Source organism: Vibrio sp. ED004, assembly GCF_023206395.1.
In the GTDB taxonomy this organism is placed as follows: domain Bacteria; phylum Pseudomonadota; class Gammaproteobacteria; order Enterobacterales; family Vibrionaceae; genus Vibrio.
In genome coordinates, this window is sequence record NZ_CP066149.1 from 2499671 (window position 1) to 2520830 (window position 21160).

Below are 21160 nucleotides of genomic sequence, written 5' to 3' on the forward strand. Positions count from 1 at the left end.
GATGAAAAACGTATTGAACGTATTTAAGGCGCTATTGCTTATGGCAGTCAGTGCTCAGTTGGCTTTTGCTGGAATAACGGATGAAGCTAGCTTTACCAAGGCGCTAGTTGGTAAGAAAACATCGGATAAAGAATTGGCTATCGATTGGGTTATTGAGGCGCAAACGGGAGACGTGTCGAAACCTATTTTGGATGGCTGGTTAAACGGAAATCTCTATTACTTTAATGACAAACAAAGCGAGCAATACAAACAGCTCTACCTGATTCAAAGCATTAAAACGGCAACCTTGGCTCAGTCGGTTTGGGATGAATCAAGTCTCAGTATCGAGAATGCTAGACAGTTCAAAAAAGTTCGCGTGAATAACAAGCTTCGCGGGATCTTGCGTGGAGAAATTGCCTCGATTGGCCTGAACAGCAGTAACCCAGACGTGCGTTATAAAGCGGTTGTGGATCTGCTCGGTACCAAAGATTCTGACATTATCGATCGTTTAGCTGTACTCAGAACCAGTGAATCAGAGAGCAAAGTCGCTGAGTTGATGGACTTGTCGCTAGCCATTTTCACCTCTCTTGATAAGAGTGCCACGGTTGAAGATCGTGTGGCTTCGATTGACCGAGTTGGTGACTTCAAACATTCAGTGGTACTCAAAACCTTAAATCAATTGCTCAACAGCGAACAAGACCCAAAAATATTGGCAGCGGCAGAGCGTGCGATGGACGATTATCAACAGAGCCAAGCACTTTACTCGGGTGTTGAGACTGTGTTCTTTGGCTTGAGCTTAGGCTCTGTCTTGGTGTTGGCAGGCATAGGCTTGGCGATCACTTTTGGTGTGATGGGCGTAATCAACATGGCCCATGGCGAGCTGATCATGATTGGCGCTTACACCACCTATGTATTGCAACTGTTAATGCCGAACCACATCGGTTTAGCGTTGATTCTCTCTATTCCGGCGGCATTTATTGTGTCTGGCTTAGTGGGCATTGCGATAGAGCGAAGCGTAATTCGTCACCTTTATGGCCGCCCACTGGAAACCTTGCTCGCGACCTTCGGTATCAGCTTGATCTTGCAACAAGCCGTTCGCTCTATCTTCTCTCCACTTAACCGTTCAGTAAGCACACCTGAATGGATGTCTGGCGCACTTCAATTGAACCCAATGTTGTCTCTGACCTACAACCGCTTATACATCATCTTGTTCTGTGGTTTGGTGTTTATGGGCTTGTTGATGGTTTTGAAAAAGACACCACTAGGTTTACAGGTTCGTGCCGTTTCTCAAAACCGTGGCATGGCGCGTGCGATGGGTATTCGATCTGAACGAGTTGATGCGATGACCTTTGGTTTAGGTTCTGGCGTGGCGGGTGTCGCAGGTGTGGCACTGTCTCAATTGACTAACGTTGGCCCTAATATGGGGCAAGCGTACATCATCGATTCTTTCATGGTGGTGGTGTTCGGCGGAGTCGGCAACTTGTGGGGAACATTAGTCGCAGGTCTGAGTCTTGGCTTGTTCAATAAGATCTTAGAGCCATGGGCTGGCGCAGTACTCGCCAAGATTCTAGTGCTGGTTTTCATCATTCTATTTATTCAAAAACGCCCACGCGGACTGTTCCCGCAACGTGGTCGTGCGGCTGAAGGTTAAGGACAACATCATGCAGTCTAAATCATTTGTACTTTCGGCGATGCGTGGTGATAAGGGGGGGCAACTGACCATCCTTGCCATTCTTGCGGCCGTGATTCTTATCCCACTGGCTAATACTATGTTGCCAAGTGGGCATCCGCTTCATGTTGAGACTTTCACTATCTCACTGATGGGCAAATACCTGAGCTACGCAATGTTGGCGCTGGCACTCGATCTTGTATGGGGCTATCTCGGAATACTGAGCCTAGGCCACGGAGCTTTCTTTGCGCTTGGCGGTTATGCCATGGGCATGTATCTGATGCGTCAGATCGGTGACCGTGGGGTTTATGGTGATCCAATCCTGCCTGACTTAATGGTGTTCCTTGATTGGTCAGCATTGCCGTGGTTCTGGCAGGGCTTTGATCAGTTCTGGTTTGCTTGTCTGATGGTGGTGTTGGTGCCGGGCGCATTGGCTTATTTGTTCGGTTATCTGGCTTTTCGCTCTCGTGTGTCAGGGGTTTACCTTTCGATCATGACTCAAGCGCTAACTTACGCCTTGATGTTGGCATTCTTCCGCAACGAAATGGGCTTTGGTGGTAACAACGGACTGACGGATTTTAAAGATATCATCGGCCTGAGCTTGCAGAGTGATGCGGTCAAGATTGGTCTGTTTGTCGCGACGGGTATCTCGCTCATCCTAAGCTACATCGCGTGTCGAATGGTAGTGACCAGTCGATTAGGGCGTGTGGCACTAGCGATTCGTGATACCGAGTCACGCACACGCTTTATGGGTTACGACGTCGATGGTATCAAGCTGTGGGTCTTTGTTCTGTCTGCAGTGATCGCGGGTATTGCTGGTGCTTTATATGTTCCCCAAGTCGGCATTATTAATCCGGGAGAGTTTGCTCCTCTTAACTCGATTGAGATTGTGGTTTGGGTTGCCTTGGGCGGTCGTGCCACTCTGTTTGGTGCTATTGTCGGGGCGCTGATCATCAACTACGCCAAGAGTTGGTTTACCGTTGAGTTCCCTGAGGTGTGGTTATTTGCTTTGGGTGGTCTATTTGTTCTCTCGACTATGTACTTCCCACAAGGTGTGATTGGCTTTGTTAGCGAAAAATGGCAACAGCTGCGTAAGGCATCGACTTCAAAAGGCGAAGGACAAGATAAGGATGATCAGCATAAAGCCAAGGAGGTAATCGCATGACCACATTCAATAGCGTAAAGGAATCGGTTCAGTCGTTCACTCGTCGAGACGAAGTTTTCGATTACCTTAAACCCGATGTTCATCCCGCCATCGATACCCGTCATAACGTTTTGTTGTATATAGAAGGCGTTAATAAAAGCTTCGATGGTTTCCAAGCGATAAACGATCTCAATCTCTATATCAAAGAGGGCGAACTGCGATGCATCATTGGTCCTAATGGTGCCGGTAAAACGACCATGATGGACATCATCACCGGGAAGACTAAGCCAGACACTGGTGAAGTGTGGCTAGGTTCGAACATCAATCTACTTAAGATGAATGAAGCTGAAATTGCTAATGCAGGTGTTGGGCGTAAGTTCCAAAAGCCGACCGTAATTGAATGTTTAACCGTGTGGCAGAATCTTGAATTAGCGATGGCGGGTGATCGCTCGGTGTGGGCAACTTTCACAGCTGTGATGTCTGACGAGCAGAAAGACAAACTGACCTCGGTACTAGAGCTGATTCACCTCAAAGACGAAGCCGCCAACTTGGCTGGCAATCTCTCTCACGGACAAAAGCAGTGGTTAGAGATCGGCATGTTATTGATGCAAAACCCCAAGCTGTTGCTGGTGGATGAGCCCGTTGCAGGTATGACTCACCAAGAGATGGACCGTACCTCTGAACTACTCAATTCATTGGCAGGTAAGCACTCGGTGGTCGTGGTTGAACACGATATGGATTTCGTTCGTTCGATTGCTAGCCATGTCACTGTGCTCCATCAAGGTCACGTGTTGGCAGAAGGCACCATGGACCAAGTGCAGGCTCACCCTGAAGTTAAACAAGTTTATCTCGGAGAATAGGATGTTAGAGGTTAAATCAGTTAATCAATATTACGGTGAGAGCCACACCTTGTGGGACTTAGATATGCAGATCCCTGAGGGTAAATGCACGGTATTAATGGGGCGCAATGGCGTCGGTAAAACTACCCTGCTGCAATGCATCATGGGGCTGGTTAAGGTTGAAAGTGGTGACATCTCTTTATCGGGCGAGTCGCTACTGAAAACCGATGCCGAAGATCGTTCTCGCCAAGGGATCGGTTATGTGCCGCAAGGTCGTCAGATATTCCCAATGCTCACCGTTCAAGAAAATCTAGAAGTAGGTTTACCTATTCGCGAAAAGGGCGACCGAAAGATCCCCGAATTCATCTTCGATATATTCCCAGTGTTAAAAGAGATGCTGCATCGTCGCGGTGGCGACTTATCCGGTGGTCAACAGCAGCAACTCGCGATTGGGCGTGCGCTGGTAGTCAATCCCAAGCTATTGATCTTGGATGAACCGACTGAAGGTATTCAGCCCAATATCGTGCAAGAGATTGGTGACATCATTCGTATGCTTAACGAGAAGATGGGACTCACCGTTCTGCTTGTTGAACAGAAGCTGCCGTTTGCAAGAAAGGTCGGTGACCGATTTTGCATTCTCGACCGTGGTCGTCAGGTAGCAGAAGGTGAAATGACGGGGCTCGATGAGTCCTTGATTAAGGAGTACCTAACCGTATGAATTCTCTCTTTTCTCCGAATGAAGTAAGGAACGCTTCTTTAGTCGAAGCATTATCTCTGAATGAGACCATCGAACAAGATATTCGAAACGGTTGGCAAGCGAGCTTAAACCTCACTTTTGTCGACCGTGGTGACAAAACCGTATTAAAGAATCGTCAGCAGTCTGGTCCGCTTGCGGTGCAACGCCCCCTGTATCCTGATGGGGAAACGTGTCACACCTACTTACTCCATCCCCCCGGCGGAGTGGTGGGTGGTGACACTCTCAATATTGAGGCAACCGTAGAAAGCGGTGCTCATACGCTGATCACCACACCCGGTGCGACCAAGTTTTATCGTTCTAACAACAAGTACGCCAAGCAAAAGCAGACCCTTCGAGTGAAGAAAGGTGCGCGCTTGGAATGGATGCCACAAGAGAACATCTTTTTCCCCAATGCACACGTTCGTTTAGACACTGAAATTCGCCTTGAAAAGGGTGCACAGTTTTGGGGTTGGGAGATGCACTGTTTTGGGCGGCCTGCACAGAATGAGGGATTTGAGCGTGGTCACCTGGTTGGGAAGACGGAAATCTACCTTGATAATCAAAGGCTTCTGACTGAAGGTTTTAATTTTCACGGTGGTGATAAGTTGATGATAAATATGGGGTTACTTGATTTTTCAATGATGGGTACCTTTTATCTCACCTCAAATGAGAAGCAAGATTTAGAGTTGGTACAGAGCTTGCTCTTATCTATTACACAGCAAGCTTCACAGCAATCAGTTACATCAAAAACGTCGAGTGAACCCACATTAATATTGGGTGCGACGCAGATAGAAGGATTGATTGTGGTGCGAGCCTTGGGTTATTGGAGTGAAGACATCCTCCAAGCCTTTGGTCAGATATGGCAAGCAACTCGCTCTCATTTATGTGGTACGACTCCTGATTTACCAAGGATTTGGGCGACTTAGCGATTAGCCCTATTTGTACCGAGGGCGACTTCCGGCCCTCGGTACATTTTTTCAAGCTTGCTGTGATTGAATCCCACTTATTGCTCATGCGTTTCTGAGTAATAAGAAAACAACACTAACAGCGGGCGGCTAAATGGAATTAACACCAAGAGAAAAAGATAAGCTACTTATCTTCTGCGCAGGAATGCTGGCACAGCAGCGTAAACAGAAAGGCTTAAAACTCAACTATCCAGAATCTATTGCGCTGATCAGCAGTGCCATTCTTGAAGGTGCCCGTGAGGGTAAAACCGTTTCGGAATTGATGGATTTTGGACGAACACTGCTTACCGTCGATGACGTTATGGAGGGGATTCCTTCCATGATCCCAGATGTACAAGTCGAAGCTACTTTTCCTGATGGCACCAAGTTGGTGACCGTTCATGAACCTATCGTGTAGGGAGAAGAAATATGGCTGGTTCCACCAAACAATATTCAGGCTTAGTTCCCGGAAAAGTAGAAACCGCTCCCGGTGACATCACTCTAAACGAAGGCCGAGACACGACGTCCGTAAAAGTTCAAAACATTGGCGATCGTCCTGTTCAAATTGGCTCTCATTACCACTTCTATGAAGCAAACCCTTCGCTGCTCTTTGACCGTGAAGCCACTAAAGGTTTTCGACTCAATATCCCAGCAGGCACCGCTACTCGTTTTGAACCGGGTCAGTCTCGCAGCGTCGAGTTGGTGCGTTACGCAGGTAAGTTAGAGATCTACGGCTTCCAAGGGAAAGTGATGGGCAAGCTCTAAGCGCTCTCACGGAATAATAAAATAACAAAGGATTGAACATGGCGAAGATATCCAGACAGGCTTATGCCGAAATGTTTGGGCCAACAGTCGGTGACCGAGTGCGTCTTGCTGACACCGATTTGTGGCTAGAAGTTGAAAAGGATTACACCGAATACGGTGACGAAGTGAAATTCGGCGGCGGTAAAGTGATTCGTGATGGGCAAGGGCAAAGCCAGCGTCCAAGTGCCGAAACTCCAGATTTGGTGATCACCAACGCGATTGTTTTGGACTACTGGGGAATTGTAAAAGCCGACGTCGCCATCAAAGACGGCCGAGTTCAAGCGTTGGGTAAAGCGGGTAACCCAGACGTTCAACCAGGTGTCGATATTGTGATCGGTCCGGGCACGGAAATTTTGGCCGGCGAAGGTTCGATCCTCACGGCGGGTGGTATCGATTCACACATTCATTTCATCTGCCCGCAACAGATTGAAGAAGCGTTGGCGTCGGGTGTGACGACCATGATAGGTGGTGGCACGGGGCCAAATACGGGGACTAACGCAACCACATGTACACCGGGTCCGTGGAACATGCACCGTATGTTGGAATCACTCGATCAATTCCCAATGAACTTTGGTTTGCTAGGCAAGGGTAATGCGAGTCAACCTGAAGCATTGCGTGAGCAAGTAGCAGCCGGAGCCGTTGGCTTGAAGTTGCATGAAGACTGGGGAACAACACCTGCATCAATTGATACTTGCTTGAGTGTTGCCGATGAGATGGACGTACAAGTTGCGATTCACACCGATACGCTAAATGAATCGGGTTTTGTTGAATCTACACTTGGCGCCATCGGTGATCGTGTTATTCATACCTACCACACCGAAGGTGCGGGCGGAGGTCATGCTCCGGATATTATTCGTGCTGCAGGTGAGCCGAACGTTCTGCCTTCTTCTACCAACCCGACACGACCTTACACCGTCAATACGGTCGATGAGCACTTGGATATGTTGATGGTGTGTCATCACCTGTCCCCATCGATTGCTGAAGATGTCGCGTTCGCTGAATCGCGTATTCGTCGTGAAACCATTGCCGCAGAAGACATTCTTCATGACTTAGGCGCATTCTCGATGATCGCTTCGGATTCACAAGCAATGGGTCGCGTAGGCGAGGTAGTAACACGCACTTGGCAAACCGCACACAAGATGAAAGTGCAGCGTGGCAGCCTAAAAGAAGATTCCGACTATAGCGATAACTTCCGCCTAAGACGTTATGTCGCTAAGTACACCATCAATCCTGCGATTACGCACGGCATGGCACATGAAATCGGCTCCATCGAAGCTGGAAAGCTCGCGGATCTAGTGCTGTGGAAACCAGCCTTCTTTGGTGTGAAACCGAGTGTGATTTTAAAAGGCGGTATGATCGCTATGGCGCCAATGGGTGATCCAAACGCTTCAATTCCAACACCTCAGCCCGTTCACTATCGTTCTATGTTTGGTAGCTATGGCAAGGCGTGCCAAAACACATCGATGTTGTTTGTTTCCAAGGAAGCCAAAGCACAGAACATCGATAAACAATTGGGCTTACAGAGTTTGATTGGCGTAGTCAGCAACTGCCGAAACATCAGCAAAGCCGACATGAAGCTTAACGACTGGATGCCAAAGATCGAGGTCGATTCTCAGACTTATCAAGTGCGTGCTGATGGTGAACTGCTTACGTGTGAGCCTGCTGAAGAACTGCCAATGGCTCAAAGGTATTTTCTATTTTAATAGCTCGGCTGAAGACTCTTATTTTAGTCCTTTAGCTGAAGCTCCAATTTTAGATCTTGGCTGAAGGCTCTTATTTTGAAAGTTATAAATCTCACAAGGAGATTGAGGTAATAGCATGATTGAACTTACTCAAATTCAAGCCGAATTGAACACGGCTCCAGATGGCTTCCTAAGCCTACCGATCGATAGCCGCATCAAAAGCCGTCTTAAAGTGACATTGGATGATGGTCGAGATGCAGGGCTGTTTCTACCACGAGGTCATATCTTGCGTGGCGGAGAACAATTAACTAGTGAGTGTGGCTTAACTGTTGAAGTGAAAGCAGCACCGGAAACCGTGTCGACTGTTTACTGTGATGACTCGCATCTGTTAACTCGTGTTGCTTACCACCTTGGTAATCGACATGTTCCGCTGCAAGTCGAAGCTGGCTGGGTGCGCTATCAACACGACCATGTTTTGGATGAAATGGTTGAAGGTTTAGGCGCGACAGTGACGACCGAAAAACAACCTTTTGAACCTGAAGGTGGCGCTTATGGCGGTCGCTCGGGCGGTCATCATCACCATCATTAATCGAGTCATTGATGGCTCACTAAACGATTTATATAACAACGATATTAGATTTATATAACAACGATATTAATAGCTATAAACGCAAGGAACTCGCGATGAACTTTAAAACAGCTGCAGGCTTATGCACTTTCACACTAGCTTCTCTAACAACATCGACATTGGCTTTAGCTCACCCGGGGCACGGTTCGCATTCGGTTCATGAGTCTCACTCATTTATGTCTGGCTTAACTCACCCAGTGACAGGCATGGATCATCTGATCATGTTGATCGCTTTCGGCTTATTAATTGGCGCACTGTCGTTTTCAACCAAGATAAAAGCCGCTTTGATTGGTGGTGGATTGGCTTCATTGGTCGTTGGGCTTATCGCAGGCCAAGCCTTGGGTTTCTCTGTGATTGTTGAACCAGCAATCATCGCTTCTCTGTTCGTCGTCAGTTTATGTCTATGGCACGTATTCTCACCTTCAACTAAGCGTGTAAACAGCGTATTAGTCGCTTCTATTGCTATGTTGTTTTTCCATGGTTATGCACACGGCGTTGAAGCTGCAAATAACCTAACTCAATTTGCAACAGGCATGAGCATCACTGCTGTGGCATTAATGGTTTTCGGTACGTTTGTTGGGCGCGCAGTTTACTCTAAATGGTTGTCAGTAGGCGTGGCTTCAGCAAGCGCATTATTACTGTTAGGCGCGTAAGCTCTCGAGCTTTCGATTTTAGAAGACAGAGAGCAAGAGTATGACCAAAACAGGAAATGTCGCGATTTATCGTCTGTTCCAATTGATCAGCCCGTCGTTGCCGATTGGTGGTTTCACTTATTCGCAAGGGCTAGAGCTGGCGGTTGAGGCTGGGTGGGTGACCAATCGCGATAGCATGGAACAGTGGCTCAATACCATTGTTAGTTCCAGTGTCGCGACCTTGGAATTACCTATCTTAGAGCGTCTTTATCATGCTCTAGAAAAAGGTGAACTCGATGAGATTGAGCATTGGTGTAATTACTTGTACTCGAGCCGTGAAACCAGTGAATTACGAGCAGAAGAGAAGCAACGCGGGCATGCATTGAATACTTTGTTGAAGCGCTTAGATATCGATATTTCGCTGGTGGATTCTGTTGATAGTCACCCAAACCAATTGTTGGGTATGTGTATCGCAGCTCAACATTGGGACATTGATTTAGAAAGCCTCAAGCAGGGCTACCTATGGAGCTGGCTTGAAAATATCGTTACTGCAGGTGTAAAGCTGGTGCCTTTAGGCCAAACCGATGGGCAGTTGGCGCTGATTAATATCACTAACACCTTTCCCGAGGTGATTGAGAAAGCAAACACGATAGAAGATTGGATGATAGGCAGCTTTTCGCCTTCGATGGCATTAGCGAGCTCACTGCACGAAACACAATACACGAGACTATTTCGTTCGTAGCGATCAGCGCGAACGAGGTAGCAAGAAAAGAATATAAGGAAGTAGACAATGGAAAGTTATAAGCAACCACTTCGAATTGGTATCGGTGGCCCGGTTGGGTCTGGTAAAACTGCACTCTTGGAAGTGTTGTGTAAGGCGATTCGCGACAAGCTAAACATTGCCGTAGTAACCAACGACATCTACACCCAAGAAGACGCCAAGATACTCACGCGAGCTGAAGCTCTGGAACCGGATCGCATCATTGGTGTAGAAACAGGCGGTTGCCCACATACTGCGATTCGTGAAGATGCGTCGATGAACCTTGCGGCAGTCGAAGAGCTAGCAAAACAACACAAGAACCTTGATGTGGTATTCGTTGAAAGTGGTGGTGATAACCTGAGTGCGACCTTCAGCCCAGAGCTTGCAGACCTGACCATCTATGTGATTGATGTAGCGGAAGGGGAGAAGATCCCACGCAAAGGTGGTCCGGGTATTACACGCTCTGATCTGTTGGTTATCAATAAAATCGATTTGGCACCGTATGTTGGCGCGTCACTTGAGGTGATGGAGCAAGACACACAGCGTATGCGTCCAACTAAGCCTTACGTGTTCACCAATCTCAAAGAGAGCCAAGGCTTAGACTTCATTATCAACTTTATTTTGACGGAAGGGATGCTAACCATGAAGGAACCTTCTACTGCTGAGTAGGGTTGGAATAAGTTAGTTTTTTGAAAGCGTTAGATACTAAAAAGCCCTGTCGATTATTGATAGGGCTTTCTGGTTTGAAACGTGCGAGTCGAACTTAAAGCTCGCTCTTAGCAACTCTTGTGGTCACTTGCGACTCAATCACACCATCTTCAACTTGAGTGGTAATCACTTCGCCCACCTCGACATCGTTAATTGATGACACAGTTTTGCTCGATGCGGAATGAGTAATGCTGTAGCCGCGCTTTAGGGTTGCCAGTGGGCTCACTGTCTCTAATTTCTCGGCAGCCATCGCGAGCTGGTGACGAGTGGTTAGCAGGGTTTTATCCATCGCATCTAATAGCTTTTGCTCTGAACGTTGCAGATGCAGTTTCTGTTCGTTAAGGCGCTTCACTGGTAAGTTCAATTGAAGCTGGTGCTGCTTGCGTTCGACACGCTGTGCATGCTGCTTTAGGTATTGAGTCATACCACGACGCAAACGCATATCTAGGTCATCAAGCTGCTGACTCTGTTTTTGCAGTTGGTAGCTCGGGTGTTGTTTCTCTAAGCGGTATTTCAACGTTTGAGTTGATTGCGCTTGTTTGATTAACACATGACGAATTGCACTGACCAAGCGAGCACGTTTAGAGGCAAAAGCTTGCTCTTTATGACTGTTGTCACGGCTAACCAATTCAGCGGCTGCTGATGGCGTTGGAGCGCGCATATCTGCGACGAAATCGGCGATAGTGACGTCAACCTCGTGGCCAACTGCACTGATAATCGGGATTTGGCTTGCTGCGATTGTGCGAGCTACGATCTCGTTATTGAAGCACCATAGGTCTTCTAACGAACCGCCGCCACGACCCACGATCAACACATCACACTCATTGCGCTCATTGGCACGGCCAATCGCTTGAGCAATCTGAATAGCCGCTTCCTCCCCTTGAACCATGGTCGGGTAAACCACCACAGGCAGTGAAGGATCGCGTCTTTTCAGGACATCAAGAATATCAAACAGCGCCGCACCGGTTTTAGATGTGATAACGCCAACGCGTTTTGGGTGCTCAGGAAGCGGTTGCTTACTCGATTGAGCAAACAGCCCTTCTGCGGCGAGGTTCATCTTCAGCTTTTCGAACTCTTGCTGAAGCTTACCGTCACCTTCTGGCTGCATGCTTTCGATGATCAGTTGGTAGTCACCGCGTGGCTCATAAAGAGATAGGCGAGCTTTGACTAAAACTTGATTGCCGTTTTGAGGCTTAAAGGTGACTCGTCGGTTATTGCCACGAAACATGGCGCACTTGACTTGAGCGCGAGAGTCTTTAAGCGTGAGGTACCAGTGACCAGAGACAGGTGAAGAGAAGTTTGAGATTTCACCAACGAGCCAGACTATTCCCATTTCGTTTTCTAATAGGAGACGAACCTCTGAGTTGAGGCGAGAAACAGTAAAGATGTTTGGATTGGTCATAGAAGCACTATCTTTCCTTCAAGGAAGGTCTTTCTTGGAATCTCACAGGGCGTGAGTATGGAAGATAGCGGCAATATAATACATATCAAGGGGGTAAATGCAAATTAAAAATACAAAAATGTGTAGCCAAGCGATTTCGCCGTGCGTATAATCCGTCTGCAATATCAAATCCAAATCACTTTATTATGCGAAACGATAAAGTTGGGTTTACTCCTTTTAACACCTTTGTTGTGAGATATTGCAAATGCTACGAATCGCAAAAGAAGCTTTAACTTTTGATGACGTTTTACTCGTCCCAGCACACTCAACCGTTCTTCCGAACACAGCTGATCTTCGCACTCAGTTAACGAAAAACATTTCTTTAAACATCCCAATGATCTCTGCATCGATGGATACTGTTACGGAAGCACGCCTAGCAATTGCCCTTGCGCAAGAAGGTGGTATTGGCTTTATTCACAAGAATATGTCAATCGAGCAGCAAGCTGAAATGGTTCGCCAGGTTAAAATTTACGAAGCTGGTGTGGTTTCTCACCCAGTAACTGTAAGCCCTGACGCGACAATCGCTGATGTTGTAGCCCTTACTCAAAAACACGGCTTTGCCGGTTTCCCTGTTGTTACTGAAACAAACGAATTGGTTGGTATCATTACTGGCCGTGACGTTCGCTTTGTTACTGACCTTTCTAAGAAAGTTGATGTAGTAATGACGCCTAAAGCTCGCCTTGCTTCTGTTAAAGAAGGTGCAACTCGTGAAGAAGTTCAAGAGAAAATGCACGAAGCGCGTGTTGAAAAAGTTCTTGTTGTAAATGATGACTTCCAACTGACTGGAATGATCACTGCAAAAGATTTCCACAAAGCAGAACGCAAACCAAACGCTTGTAAAGATGAGCGCGGCAGCCTACGTGTAGGTGCAGCTGTTGGTGCTGGTGCTGGTAACGAAGAGCGCGTTGCTGCTCTTGTTGAAGCTGGCGTAGACGTTCTACTTATCGACTCTTCACACGGTCACTCTGAAGGCGTACTTAACCGTATCCGCGAAACTCGCGCTGCATACCCTGATCTACAAATCATCGGTGGTAACGTAGCAACGGGTGCTGGCGCTCGTGCTCTTATCGAAGCAGGTGTTAGTGCAGTTAAAGTGGGTATCGGCCCTGGTTCAATCTGTACGACTCGTATCGTTACTGGTGTTGGTGTTCCTCAAGTAACAGCAATCGCAGACGCAGCTGAAGTTGCAAACGAATACGGTATTCCAGTAATCGCAGATGGCGGCATCCGTTTCTCTGGCGATATCTGTAAAGCTATCGTTGCTGGCGCGTCTTGTGTGATGGTTGGTTCAATGTTCGCTGGTACTGAAGAAGCACCGGGTGAAGTTATTCTTTACAACGGTCGTTCTTACAAGTCTTACCGTGGTATGGGTTCTCTTGGCGCTATGTCTCAAGGTTCTTCTGACCGTTACTTCCAATCTGACAACGCTGCAGACAAGCTTGTTCCAGAAGGTATTGAAGGTCGTATCGCATATAAAGGTCGTCTAAAAGAGATCGTTCACCAACAGATGGGCGGTCTACGCTCAAGCATGGGCCTAACGGGTTCTGCAACTGTTGAAGACATGCGTACTAAAGCTGAGTTTGTTCGTATCTCTGGTGCGGGCATGAAAGAATCTCACGTACACGATGTTCAAATCACGAAAGAAGCACCTAACTACCGTTTAGGTTAATAATACGTCCAAACGTTTGAATAATGTGCTGATTTAGTCGGCACATTACTATACCAATCGTAGTAAATAACTGGTCATCCTAGCTTGTTAAAAAACTCGATAACTTCGTTAGAATTTTTGATTGTAGAATAACTACTTATCAGAAAATTCTGCCTTGTTCTCAAGCTTTTTTCCTACGCTATTCCTGAACACTTACTTACTGTGATTGGTATTCTATCTACCGTCTGTTTTGATGAACGTATGATTTTTGCAAAACATCGACTTACAGATAACCAACGAAAACGTTTGCTTTATTTCTTGAAGAGTTAATCAGAGGTGAGTAAACTCGCCTCCGTTTTATCACATAGCCAATAAGACTGCTTACAATGACTAAAAATATTCATGACCAACGTATTCTCATTCTGGACTTCGGTTCTCAATACACACAGCTAGTAGCTCGTCGTATTCGTGAGATCGGTGTTTACTGTGAACTTTGGAGCTGGGACGTAGAAGAAGCGGATATTCGTGAATTCAATCCAGACGGTATCATCCTATCTGGTGGCCCTGAAAGTGTAACGGAAGAGAACTCTCCACGTGCACCTCAGTACGTATTTGATTCAGGTGTTCCTGTATTCGGTATCTGCTACGGCATGCAAACTATGGCTGAACAACTTGGCGGTAAAGTAGCAACGTCTACTGAGCGTGAGTTCGGCTACGCTGCTGTACAAGTTACTGGTGAGTCTGCACTTTTCGCTGACCTTGAGTCTACTCAAGATGTTTGGATGAGCCACGGCGACAAAGTAGTTGAGATTCCAGCTGATTTCACAAAGATCGCTGAAACAGACACTTGCCCATACGCTGCAATGGCAAACGAAGAGAAGAAGTACTTCGGTGTTCAATTCCACCCAGAAGTAACGCACACTAAAAACGGCCTGAAAATGCTTGAGAACTTCGTTCTTAACGTATGTGGTTGTGAAGGTCTGTGGACTTCAGCTTCAATCATTGAAGATGCAGTTGCACGTATTAAAGAACAAGTAGGTGACGACGAAGTTATCCTTGGCCTTTCTGGTGGTGTTGATTCATCTGTAGTAGCGATGCTTGCTCACCGCGCTATCGGCGACAAACTAACATGTGTATTTGTTGATAACGGCCTTCTTCGTCTAAACGAAGCTGAGCAGGTTATGGATATGTTTGGTGACCAGTTCGGCCTAAACATCATCAAAGTAGATGCAGAAGATCGTTTCCTTAAAGCTCTGGAAGGCGAAGCTGAACCAGAAGCTAAGCGTAAGATCATCGGTCACGTATTCGTAGATATCTTCGATGAAGAGTCTAAGAAACTGTCTAATGCTAAATGGCTTGCTCAGGGTACTATCTACCCAGACGTAATCGAGTCTGCAGCATCTAAGACAGGTAAAGCACACGTAATTAAATCTCACCACAACGTTGGTGGCCTTCCTGATGATATGGAAATGGGTCTTGTTGAGCCTCTACGTGAGCTGTTTAAAGATGAAGTACGTAAGATCGGTCTAGAGCTTGGTCTTCCATACAACATGCTTTACCGCCACCCATTCCCGGGTCCAGGTCTAGGTGTTCGTGTTCTTGGCGAAATCAAGAAAGAGTACTGTGATCTACTGCGTCGCGCAGATGCTATCTTCATTGAAGAGCTTCACGCTGCTGACCTTTACCACAAAGTATCTCAAGCATTCACGGTTTTCCTACCAGTACGTTCAGTTGGCGTAATGGGCGATGGCCGTAAGTACGATTGGGTTGTATCTCTACGTGCTGTAGAAACTATCGACTTCATGACCGCTCACTGGGCACACCTACCATACGACTTCCTAGGTAAGGTATCTAACCGTATTATCAACGAAGTTAACGGCATTTCACGTGTTGTTTACGATATTTCTGGTAAGCCACCAGCAACTATCGAGTGGGAATAATCTTTTAGAGATTTAACCAGCTTTGATTAAGATCTTAAGCCTCGAACTCAGTTCGGGGCTTTTTCTTTTAGCTTCATTACATTGAACCATTGGATTAAAGGCCTGTGAGCAACACCTAGAAACCAAATCGGTTGGAAACTAGATATCAGCTCAAGAAAGTATGAGACGTGTTGTTACGTTTAACTATACATAAAACTATCACTCGCACTTTTTATAAATTCATACCGCAACAGCTAGGCTATTTCCCACGTGCCACATACTCTTTGATGGACTTATTAAGGACAGATAAGAGAATCCATCATGTTAAAAATCAAATATTTGGCGACAGTACTGGGCTGCACTTTGGCAGCACAAAGTCATGCGTCTTTGAACATTCAACCTGATCCGCAAAACCCGAATGGTTACCTTGTTGAAAAGTCGGCATTACAAGCCGCTGAACAAGCAAAAACCTCGGATCCTATTTACGCGATCTGGTCACAGGCTCTACAAACTCGTTCGAACACCATCGTTGAAGCGATTGAACCCGGTTCACCTTCCAACCCTGAAAACGTAAAACGGGTTGAGCGTGTATTCCCTCAATCTGAATGGGATTTCCTTACTCAGATGGCGGCACCAGAATACACTTACACTCGTTTCTTACTTGCGATTGGTAAATTCCCTGCGTTCTGTGGAGAGTACACTGATGGCCGTGATTCTGATGCCATCTGTAAGAAATCCATAATCACCGCTTTTGCTCATTTCTCTCAAGAAACAGGCGGTCACATCGCGATAGATAACACCTCTGATAACCCATTAGCTCTCGAAGAGTGGCAGCAAGCGCTGGTGCATGTTCGTGAAATGGGGTGGTCAGAAGGGCAAGAAGGCTACACCACTGGTTGTGGTCAGAACGATTGGCAAAATGCACGCTGGCCATGTGCCGCGGGGCATGGCTACTTCGGTCGTGGTGCTAAACAGCTTTCTTACCACTTTAACTACGGTGCCTTCTCTGAGGTGATGTTCGATGGTGACGCGACGGTACTATTGAATAATCCGGGCTTAGTGGCTGATTCATGGTTGAACTTAGCTTCAGCTATCTGGTTCTTCTTAACACCGCAAGCGCCTAAACCTGCCATGCTGCATGTTATCGACCGTACATGGACGCCTTCTCAACGTGAACTGGAGGCGGGTATTGGCTATGGCTTTGGTACCACAATCAACGTGATCAACGGTGGTATTGAGTGTGGTGAACAGAATAAAGACAAAGGCCAACCAGTTAACCGCATTCGTTACTGGGAAGGGCTAGCGGCGCACTATGAAATTCCTGTAGAGGCAGATGAAGCGAATACCTGTTGGCAGCAAACACCTTACGGAAGCTTGAACCTCAATGGCACAACTGACGTGCTGTACACCAACTGGGATGGTAACTGGAAATACTACGCAGATCGCCCTGAAGGCTATTCATTTGAATGTGAGCTTGTTGGGTTCCAAACGGCTTATTCCGCGCTAGTGTCGGGCGATTACGAGAAGTGTGTGACCAACTTCTATGGCTCTCATGCGAGTTGGCCTGAAGTAAAGGTAGTCGATAAGCTTGATCCGGTAGACCCAGGAACCGATCCTGGTGGCAACGGTTGGAACGCGATTAAGGTTTACAACGCTGGTGATCAAGTGACCCACAACGGTGCAACCTACGAAGCGAAATGGTGGACACAAGGGGATGACCCTGCCAATGGCGGCCCTTGGAAATTAGTGGCGGGTGAGCCAACACCACCCGTAATGACTGATCCTGCTCCGGTAGACCCTACACCAGTTGAACCACCTGTTACCGAGCCGCCAGTAACTGAGCCACCTGTTACCGAGCCGCCAGTAACTGAGCCACCTGTTGTTGTTGACCCATCGGTGTTTATCACATGGGAAGCGGGCGTTAGCCAAGTAAGTAACGGTGACAAAGTGACACATAACGGCAAGTGCTTCGTGGCTAAAAATGGTCCAGGTGTTTGGGAGAGTCCTGTTCAGTCGAATTGGTTCTGGGATGAAATCAGTTGTAAATAATTAATTATATAATTCAGTGTTTTAACTGATAAATCAAAGCCGAAAGTGATTGCTTTCGGCTTTTGCGTTTCTGCTCTGCGCTCCTCGATGATCTAACGCGAAACTTCTTAGCTGAATGCTAATTTTTCATTTAGAGAATAAAGTCCTGTACAAATGTTTATTGTGAATTTATATTCACTTTTAAATTATACTTATTCTTTATTTTAGGGTTAAGGGTTACCTATGGAACAGACAGATATCACGTCACTCATCCCCATTGTGATTACTTTGGTGTTGTCGTTGGCGACAAGGAATGTTGTGATTGGCCTTTTTGCTGGCTTACTCAGTGGTGTGGCTATGCTCACCGGAATGTTTAGTGAACTAAACCCTCTTGATACCTTTGGAACCATGGTCAAAGGCTACTTAGTCCCTCAACTTACCGACAGCTATAACGCTGGCGTGATTATGCTGTTGGTGTTCATCGGAGGCTTTGTTGCCTTGATGGAGAAATCGGGCGGTGGCGTTGCGTTTGCCAAGCGTGTTACCCAGTGGGTAAGTAATAAATGCCAAGCTCAAATCTCTGCATGGTTTGGTGGAATCGTTATATTTTTCTCAGACTTAGGCACTCCTTTAATCGTTGGCCCTGTTTTTCGTCCTCTTTTCGATAAACTGAAACTTTCGAGACAGAAGCTAGCATTCATTATTGATTCAACCTCATCGCCAGTTGCGATCCTGATTCCTTTCATTGGATGGGGCGTTTACATCATGAGCCTAATTCAAAAAGAGTTCACGGCCTTGAATGTCAATATGTCTGACTGGGATGCCTTCATCGGTGCGATTCCTTTTCAGTTCTACGCATTCCTAGCGATTTTCATCGTTCCTTTGGTTTCATTTAAAGGCTTAGATTTCGGCCCGATGGCAAAAGCCGAGCGTGATTGCCAGGCGGGAATCAACTCTGGCGTGAATAGCGAATCACTCAATCCGTTCTCGCATAAAAATGCAAAGGCCTCTTTTGTTTGGGCTCCGTTGTTAGTGATGTTGGTGGTACTGTGTGCCATGTTAGTCCCACAAGGCTTCCCATTCCAAAAGGTTGCAGGCTCTTCATTCAGAGCGGCTTTATCTTCGGCTTACTTCTTTGCTGCGATTACCTTGATCTCGTTGATGGCTTACTACGGTGTGAGAAAACTGTCGGATGGTGTTTCTGTATACCTAAAAGGCATGGGTAACATGATGCCAGTAGCGATTATCTTGGTACTGGCGTGGGCATTAAGCACGATTGGTAAAGAGTTAGGTGCGGCCGCTTATATTGCAGAGCAAGCGCAGAGCGGTTTCCCTTACTGGTTAGTGCCTGCCGTAGCCTTTTTACTGTCGGCTATCATCTCATTCGCAACGGGCTCTTCATGGGGAACCTTCGCTATCATGATGCCATTGGTTATCCCAACCGCGATCGCGATTGATGCGCCGCTTCTGGTAGCGATTGGCGCTGTACTTTCTGGTGGCTTGTTTGGTGATCACTGCTCACCGATCTCTGAAACCACTATTCTCTCTTCGACAGGTGCCGGGTGTGACCAGTTTGAGCACTTTAAGACACAGCTGCCTTACGCATTGATGAACGGCTCTATAGCTTTAGTGAGTTTTGTAGTGGCTGGTTTTACTGGCAGCTCGTTGGTTGTGTTAGGTGCGCTTGTTGCTCAGTTGGTTGTGGTAACACTGCTAGCCAAGCGTGATGAGAGTAAAAACGCTACTTCAGAAGTTCAGTCTCAAGTGTCTGACTCTAAAGCTCAACAAGCGTAATTTAAGATGACAAATGAGGGATGAGGAGCGAGAGACTAGATACGGGATACGGGATACGGGATACGGGATACGGGATGCGAGTAATCGAGTAACGAAAAGATCGCCCTATTATTACTCGTGTTTGCTATTTATTTTCTCGCTTACTCAACCTGAACGCGCTGTTCGCATCCCGCATCTCGTTACCCGCATCTACATACACCACCGTCATTCCCTACAGTGAGGAACGTATATGGACTCCCCTAGTATTGCAAGGAAACGAGTAAAGGTACGCAAGTGCACGTATATTCGGTTTCTTTATGGGGAGCTACCCCGAACCTCTATGGCTTAATCCACTCAGCAAAAGTTCTTATCGAGCGTGTGGTGTATTATCACCTTCGTCCCTCTCAGAGTTTCTCTTGCTTGCTATGCTCACTCTTTACCATAATTTACTTGCTTACATGGGGGATTGATGTCTCCCTTAACCTTATAAAATCAATTGTTAAGCGAGTAACGTTTCATTATAAGACCGATTGCTCTTCAGCATGGCACAAGCCATTCTGATCGTTTTGTTAGCAAGGGCGACAACTACTTGGTTAAACGACTTTCTTTCTAACAAGTTTCGTATCCAGCAACTTAAGCGATCTTCTTTATCTCGGATATTCGCTACCACTGCTCTTGCTCCATGAACGACAAGAGAGCGTAAGGTTTTATCACCTGATTTACTTATTCCGTGGTTTTTGTTCTTACCACCACTGCCAGTATGAGCCGGAACTAAACCTAAGCTCGCACTAGCCCCTCGCCCATTTCTATAGGCCGAAGCGTCACCTAGGCGGGAAAAATGGCACTTGCAATCACCCAACGTACACCTCGTAAAGTGATTAATAACTGGCAAGCGGGTATTTGCTTTGCAAAGTCTATAAGTTGCGATTCAACTCTCTCGATAGGCTCATCAAGACTTAGTAGCTGAGCATGTAATTCTCGGAGAAACGAATCGAGTTGTCAGTGTTAATTCATTCTCTGCATCTTCGATAACGAGAGGGAGCAGTTCTCGCAGTTTATTGGCTCCTTGTGGGAAGGTAATTCCACATTCCGCTGCATAGCCACGGATCCGTAGACTTACTGCTGTGCGTTGTTTTATATAGCTTTGTCTTAAACTCAGCAGCATAGCGATATCTTGCTGCTCAGGTGTTTTTACTGGTACCGCATGAATATCGGAGCGTAAGGAAGCTTCGTAAATCGCGATAGCATCATTAGCATCGTTCTTATTACCACAGCGATATGGCTTCACTTTTTGGGAGGTATCATTTTGACGGTATGACCACGGCTTTGAAACGTTCGTCCCCAATAATGAGATGCCGCACAGGCCTCTATGCAAATGGTCGCGCCAGGTGTTGGCTGATGACCGTTAGCATTTTCTTTTAGACATAGCTTGGTTCAACTTACGCTTTCCATGGCGGTTAAATACCGCGACTTGAAAGACGGATTTGGCTAAATCAATCGAGATTGTGTTAAATTTATTCATAGTATGGGCTCCTGTTTTGGTTCGCACCTGTAACTTTAGCTGACACTGTCAGTTAAGGTGGGGAGTCCATACCATTGAACGTGATAGGGAATCTCTCTAGTGTGTCGAAAGTGTTTATATCTGAGAGGAGATTCCAGATACCTCGTTCCTCGATTCTGGAATGACGATTCAATCGAGACCTGCTCCTCGTATCCCGCTTACTTGAATCTAAAGACGCTTTTCTCATCCCGCATCTCGTTACTCACATCTTTTTTATAGCGTGATAGGGAATCTGCTCATTGATAGTTTCTGTGAATCAATACAG

At 46.6% G+C, this 21160-nt stretch carries 19 protein-coding genes; 16 read left to right on the top strand and 3 right to left on the bottom strand.

The genetic code is table 11. The features are described from left to right. Window position 1 precedes the first annotated feature (1 nt). The 12 genes from urtB (at window position 2) to ureG (ending at window position 10486) form a co-directional block, all read left to right on the top strand. Window positions 2–1630: an urea ABC transporter permease subunit UrtB gene (urtB, locus tag ITG10_RS11275; protein ID WP_017629852.1), complete on the top strand. Its 1629-nt coding sequence runs from the start codon at window positions 2–4 to the stop codon at window positions 1628–1630. A gap of 10 nt (window positions 1631–1640) precedes the next feature. Beyond that, window positions 1641–2813, top strand: a complete 1173-nt coding sequence (urtC, locus tag ITG10_RS11280; protein ID WP_017629851.1) for an urea ABC transporter permease subunit UrtC — start codon at window positions 1641–1643, stop codon at window positions 2811–2813. Then, window positions 2810–3652 (top strand): urea ABC transporter ATP-binding protein UrtD, encoded by an 843-nt coding sequence (gene urtD, locus ITG10_RS11285; RefSeq protein ID WP_017629850.1) that lies wholly within the window; start codon window positions 2810–2812, stop codon window positions 3650–3652. The genes urtC and urtD overlap by 4 nt, the downstream gene beginning before the upstream one ends. Window position 3653: 1 nt before the next feature. Next, complete coding sequence (gene urtE / locus ITG10_RS11290; protein ID WP_017629849.1) at window positions 3654–4349, top strand: urea ABC transporter ATP-binding subunit UrtE; 696 nt, start codon at window positions 3654–3656, stop codon at window positions 4347–4349. Further along, window positions 4346–5293 (top strand): urease accessory protein UreD, encoded by a 948-nt coding sequence (locus ITG10_RS11295; protein WP_248386396.1) that lies wholly within the window; start codon window positions 4346–4348, stop codon window positions 5291–5293. The genes urtE and ITG10_RS11295 overlap by 4 nt, the downstream gene beginning before the upstream one ends. A 133-nt stretch (window positions 5294–5426) precedes the next feature. Next, the gene (ureA, locus tag ITG10_RS11300; RefSeq protein ID WP_004735119.1) at window positions 5427–5729 is read left to right on the top strand and encodes an urease subunit gamma; all 303 of its coding nucleotides are present in this window, start codon (window positions 5427–5429) and stop codon (window positions 5727–5729) included. A gap of 11 nt (window positions 5730–5740) precedes the next feature. Further along, a complete protein-coding gene (locus tag ITG10_RS11305; protein ID WP_017629848.1) occupies window positions 5741–6076 on the top strand; it encodes an urease subunit beta in 336 nt (111 codons plus the stop codon). Window positions 6077–6114: 38 nt separating this feature from the next. Beyond that, window positions 6115–7818 (top strand): urease subunit alpha, encoded by a 1704-nt coding sequence (gene ureC, locus ITG10_RS11310; RefSeq protein ID WP_017629847.1) that lies wholly within the window; start codon window positions 6115–6117, stop codon window positions 7816–7818. A gap of 115 nt (window positions 7819–7933) precedes the next feature. Further along, complete coding sequence (ureE, locus tag ITG10_RS11315; protein WP_017629846.1) at window positions 7934–8386, top strand: urease accessory protein UreE; 453 nt, start codon at window positions 7934–7936, stop codon at window positions 8384–8386. 95 nt (window positions 8387–8481) lie between these two features. Further along, window positions 8482–9078 (top strand): HupE/UreJ family protein, encoded by a 597-nt coding sequence (locus ITG10_RS11320; protein ID WP_017629845.1) that lies wholly within the window; start codon window positions 8482–8484, stop codon window positions 9076–9078. Window positions 9079–9118: 40 nt separating this feature from the next. After that, window positions 9119–9799: an urease accessory UreF family protein gene (locus ITG10_RS11325; protein ID WP_017629844.1), complete on the top strand. Its 681-nt coding sequence runs from the start codon at window positions 9119–9121 to the stop codon at window positions 9797–9799. Between the two features lie 48 nt (window positions 9800–9847). Then, complete coding sequence (gene ureG / locus ITG10_RS11330) at window positions 9848–10486, top strand: urease accessory protein UreG (protein WP_017629843.1); 639 nt, start codon at window positions 9848–9850, stop codon at window positions 10484–10486. Window positions 10487–10580: 94 nt separating this feature from the next. Here the strand turns inward: ureG and xseA are convergent, their stop codons facing one another. Further along, window positions 10581–11927, bottom strand: coding sequence for an exodeoxyribonuclease VII large subunit (gene xseA / locus ITG10_RS11335; RefSeq protein WP_017629842.1), 1347 nt, complete (start codon window positions 11925–11927; stop codon window positions 10581–10583). A 244-nt stretch (window positions 11928–12171) separates the two neighbouring features. On the opposite strand from xseA, the gene guaB reads away from it, so the two are divergent. The 4 genes from guaB to ITG10_RS11355 all read left to right on the top strand — a co-directional run bounded on the left by guaB (window position 12172) and on the right by ITG10_RS11355 (window position 19355). Continuing rightward, entirely contained in the window at window positions 12172–13635 is a 1464-nt protein-coding gene (gene guaB, locus ITG10_RS11340; protein ID WP_017062496.1) for an IMP dehydrogenase, read from the top strand. Between the two features lie 365 nt (window positions 13636–14000). Continuing rightward, the gene (gene guaA / locus ITG10_RS11345; RefSeq protein ID WP_017059729.1) at window positions 14001–15554 is read left to right on the top strand and encodes a glutamine-hydrolyzing GMP synthase; all 1554 of its coding nucleotides are present in this window, start codon (window positions 14001–14003) and stop codon (window positions 15552–15554) included. Between the two features lie 300 nt (window positions 15555–15854). Continuing rightward, window positions 15855–17582 carry a chitinase gene (locus ITG10_RS11350; RefSeq protein ID WP_017629841.1) on the top strand — a complete coding sequence of 576 codons (1728 nt, stop codon included), beginning with the start codon at window positions 15855–15857 and terminating at the stop codon, window positions 17580–17582. Window positions 17583–17804: 222 nt separating this feature from the next. After that, a complete protein-coding gene (locus ITG10_RS11355) occupies window positions 17805–19355 on the top strand; it encodes a Na+/H+ antiporter NhaC family protein (protein ID WP_017629840.1) in 1551 nt (516 codons plus the stop codon). A 478-nt stretch (window positions 19356–19833) separates the two neighbouring features. Here the strand turns inward: ITG10_RS11355 and ITG10_RS11360 are convergent, their stop codons facing one another. Beyond that, complete coding sequence (locus tag ITG10_RS11360; RefSeq protein WP_348983555.1) at window positions 19834–20226, bottom strand: transposase; 393 nt, start codon at window positions 20224–20226, stop codon at window positions 19834–19836. 57 nt (window positions 20227–20283) lie between these two features. Then, window positions 20284–20622 (bottom strand): transposase, encoded by a 339-nt coding sequence (locus ITG10_RS11365; protein WP_248386398.1) that lies wholly within the window; start codon window positions 20620–20622, stop codon window positions 20284–20286. Window positions 20623–21160 lie beyond the last annotated feature (538 nt).

Coding starts and splice junctions, on each gene's coding strand:
- guaB (WP_017062496.1), top strand. CDS start 12,172: ATGCTACGAATCGCAAAAGAAGCTTTAACTTTTGATGACGTTTTACTC.
- urtC (WP_017629851.1), top strand. CDS start 1,641: ATGCAGTCTAAATCATTTGTACTTTCGGCGATGCGTGGTGATAAGGGG.
- ITG10_RS11305 (WP_017629848.1), top strand. CDS start 5,741: ATGGCTGGTTCCACCAAACAATATTCAGGCTTAGTTCCCGGAAAAGTA.
- ITG10_RS11350 (WP_017629841.1), top strand. CDS start 15,855: ATGTTAAAAATCAAATATTTGGCGACAGTACTGGGCTGCACTTTGGCA.
- ITG10_RS11325 (WP_017629844.1), top strand. CDS start 9,119: ATGACCAAAACAGGAAATGTCGCGATTTATCGTCTGTTCCAATTGATC.
- xseA (WP_017629842.1), bottom strand. CDS start 11,927: ATGACCAATCCAAACATCTTTACTGTTTCTCGCCTCAACTCAGAGGTT.
- guaA (WP_017059729.1), top strand. CDS start 14,001: ATGACTAAAAATATTCATGACCAACGTATTCTCATTCTGGACTTCGGT.
- ureE (WP_017629846.1), top strand. CDS start 7,934: ATGATTGAACTTACTCAAATTCAAGCCGAATTGAACACGGCTCCAGAT.
- ureG (WP_017629843.1), top strand. CDS start 9,848: ATGGAAAGTTATAAGCAACCACTTCGAATTGGTATCGGTGGCCCGGTT.
- urtB (WP_017629852.1), top strand. CDS start 2: ATGAAAAACGTATTGAACGTATTTAAGGCGCTATTGCTTATGGCAGTC.
- ITG10_RS11355 (WP_017629840.1), top strand. CDS start 17,805: ATGGAACAGACAGATATCACGTCACTCATCCCCATTGTGATTACTTTG.
- ITG10_RS11320 (WP_017629845.1), top strand. CDS start 8,482: ATGAACTTTAAAACAGCTGCAGGCTTATGCACTTTCACACTAGCTTCT.
- ureA (WP_004735119.1), top strand. CDS start 5,427: ATGGAATTAACACCAAGAGAAAAAGATAAGCTACTTATCTTCTGCGCA.
- urtE (WP_017629849.1), top strand. CDS start 3,654: ATGTTAGAGGTTAAATCAGTTAATCAATATTACGGTGAGAGCCACACC.
- ureC (WP_017629847.1), top strand. CDS start 6,115: ATGGCGAAGATATCCAGACAGGCTTATGCCGAAATGTTTGGGCCAACA.
- urtD (WP_017629850.1), top strand. CDS start 2,810: ATGACCACATTCAATAGCGTAAAGGAATCGGTTCAGTCGTTCACTCGT.
- ITG10_RS11295 (WP_248386396.1), top strand. CDS start 4,346: ATGAATTCTCTCTTTTCTCCGAATGAAGTAAGGAACGCTTCTTTAGTC.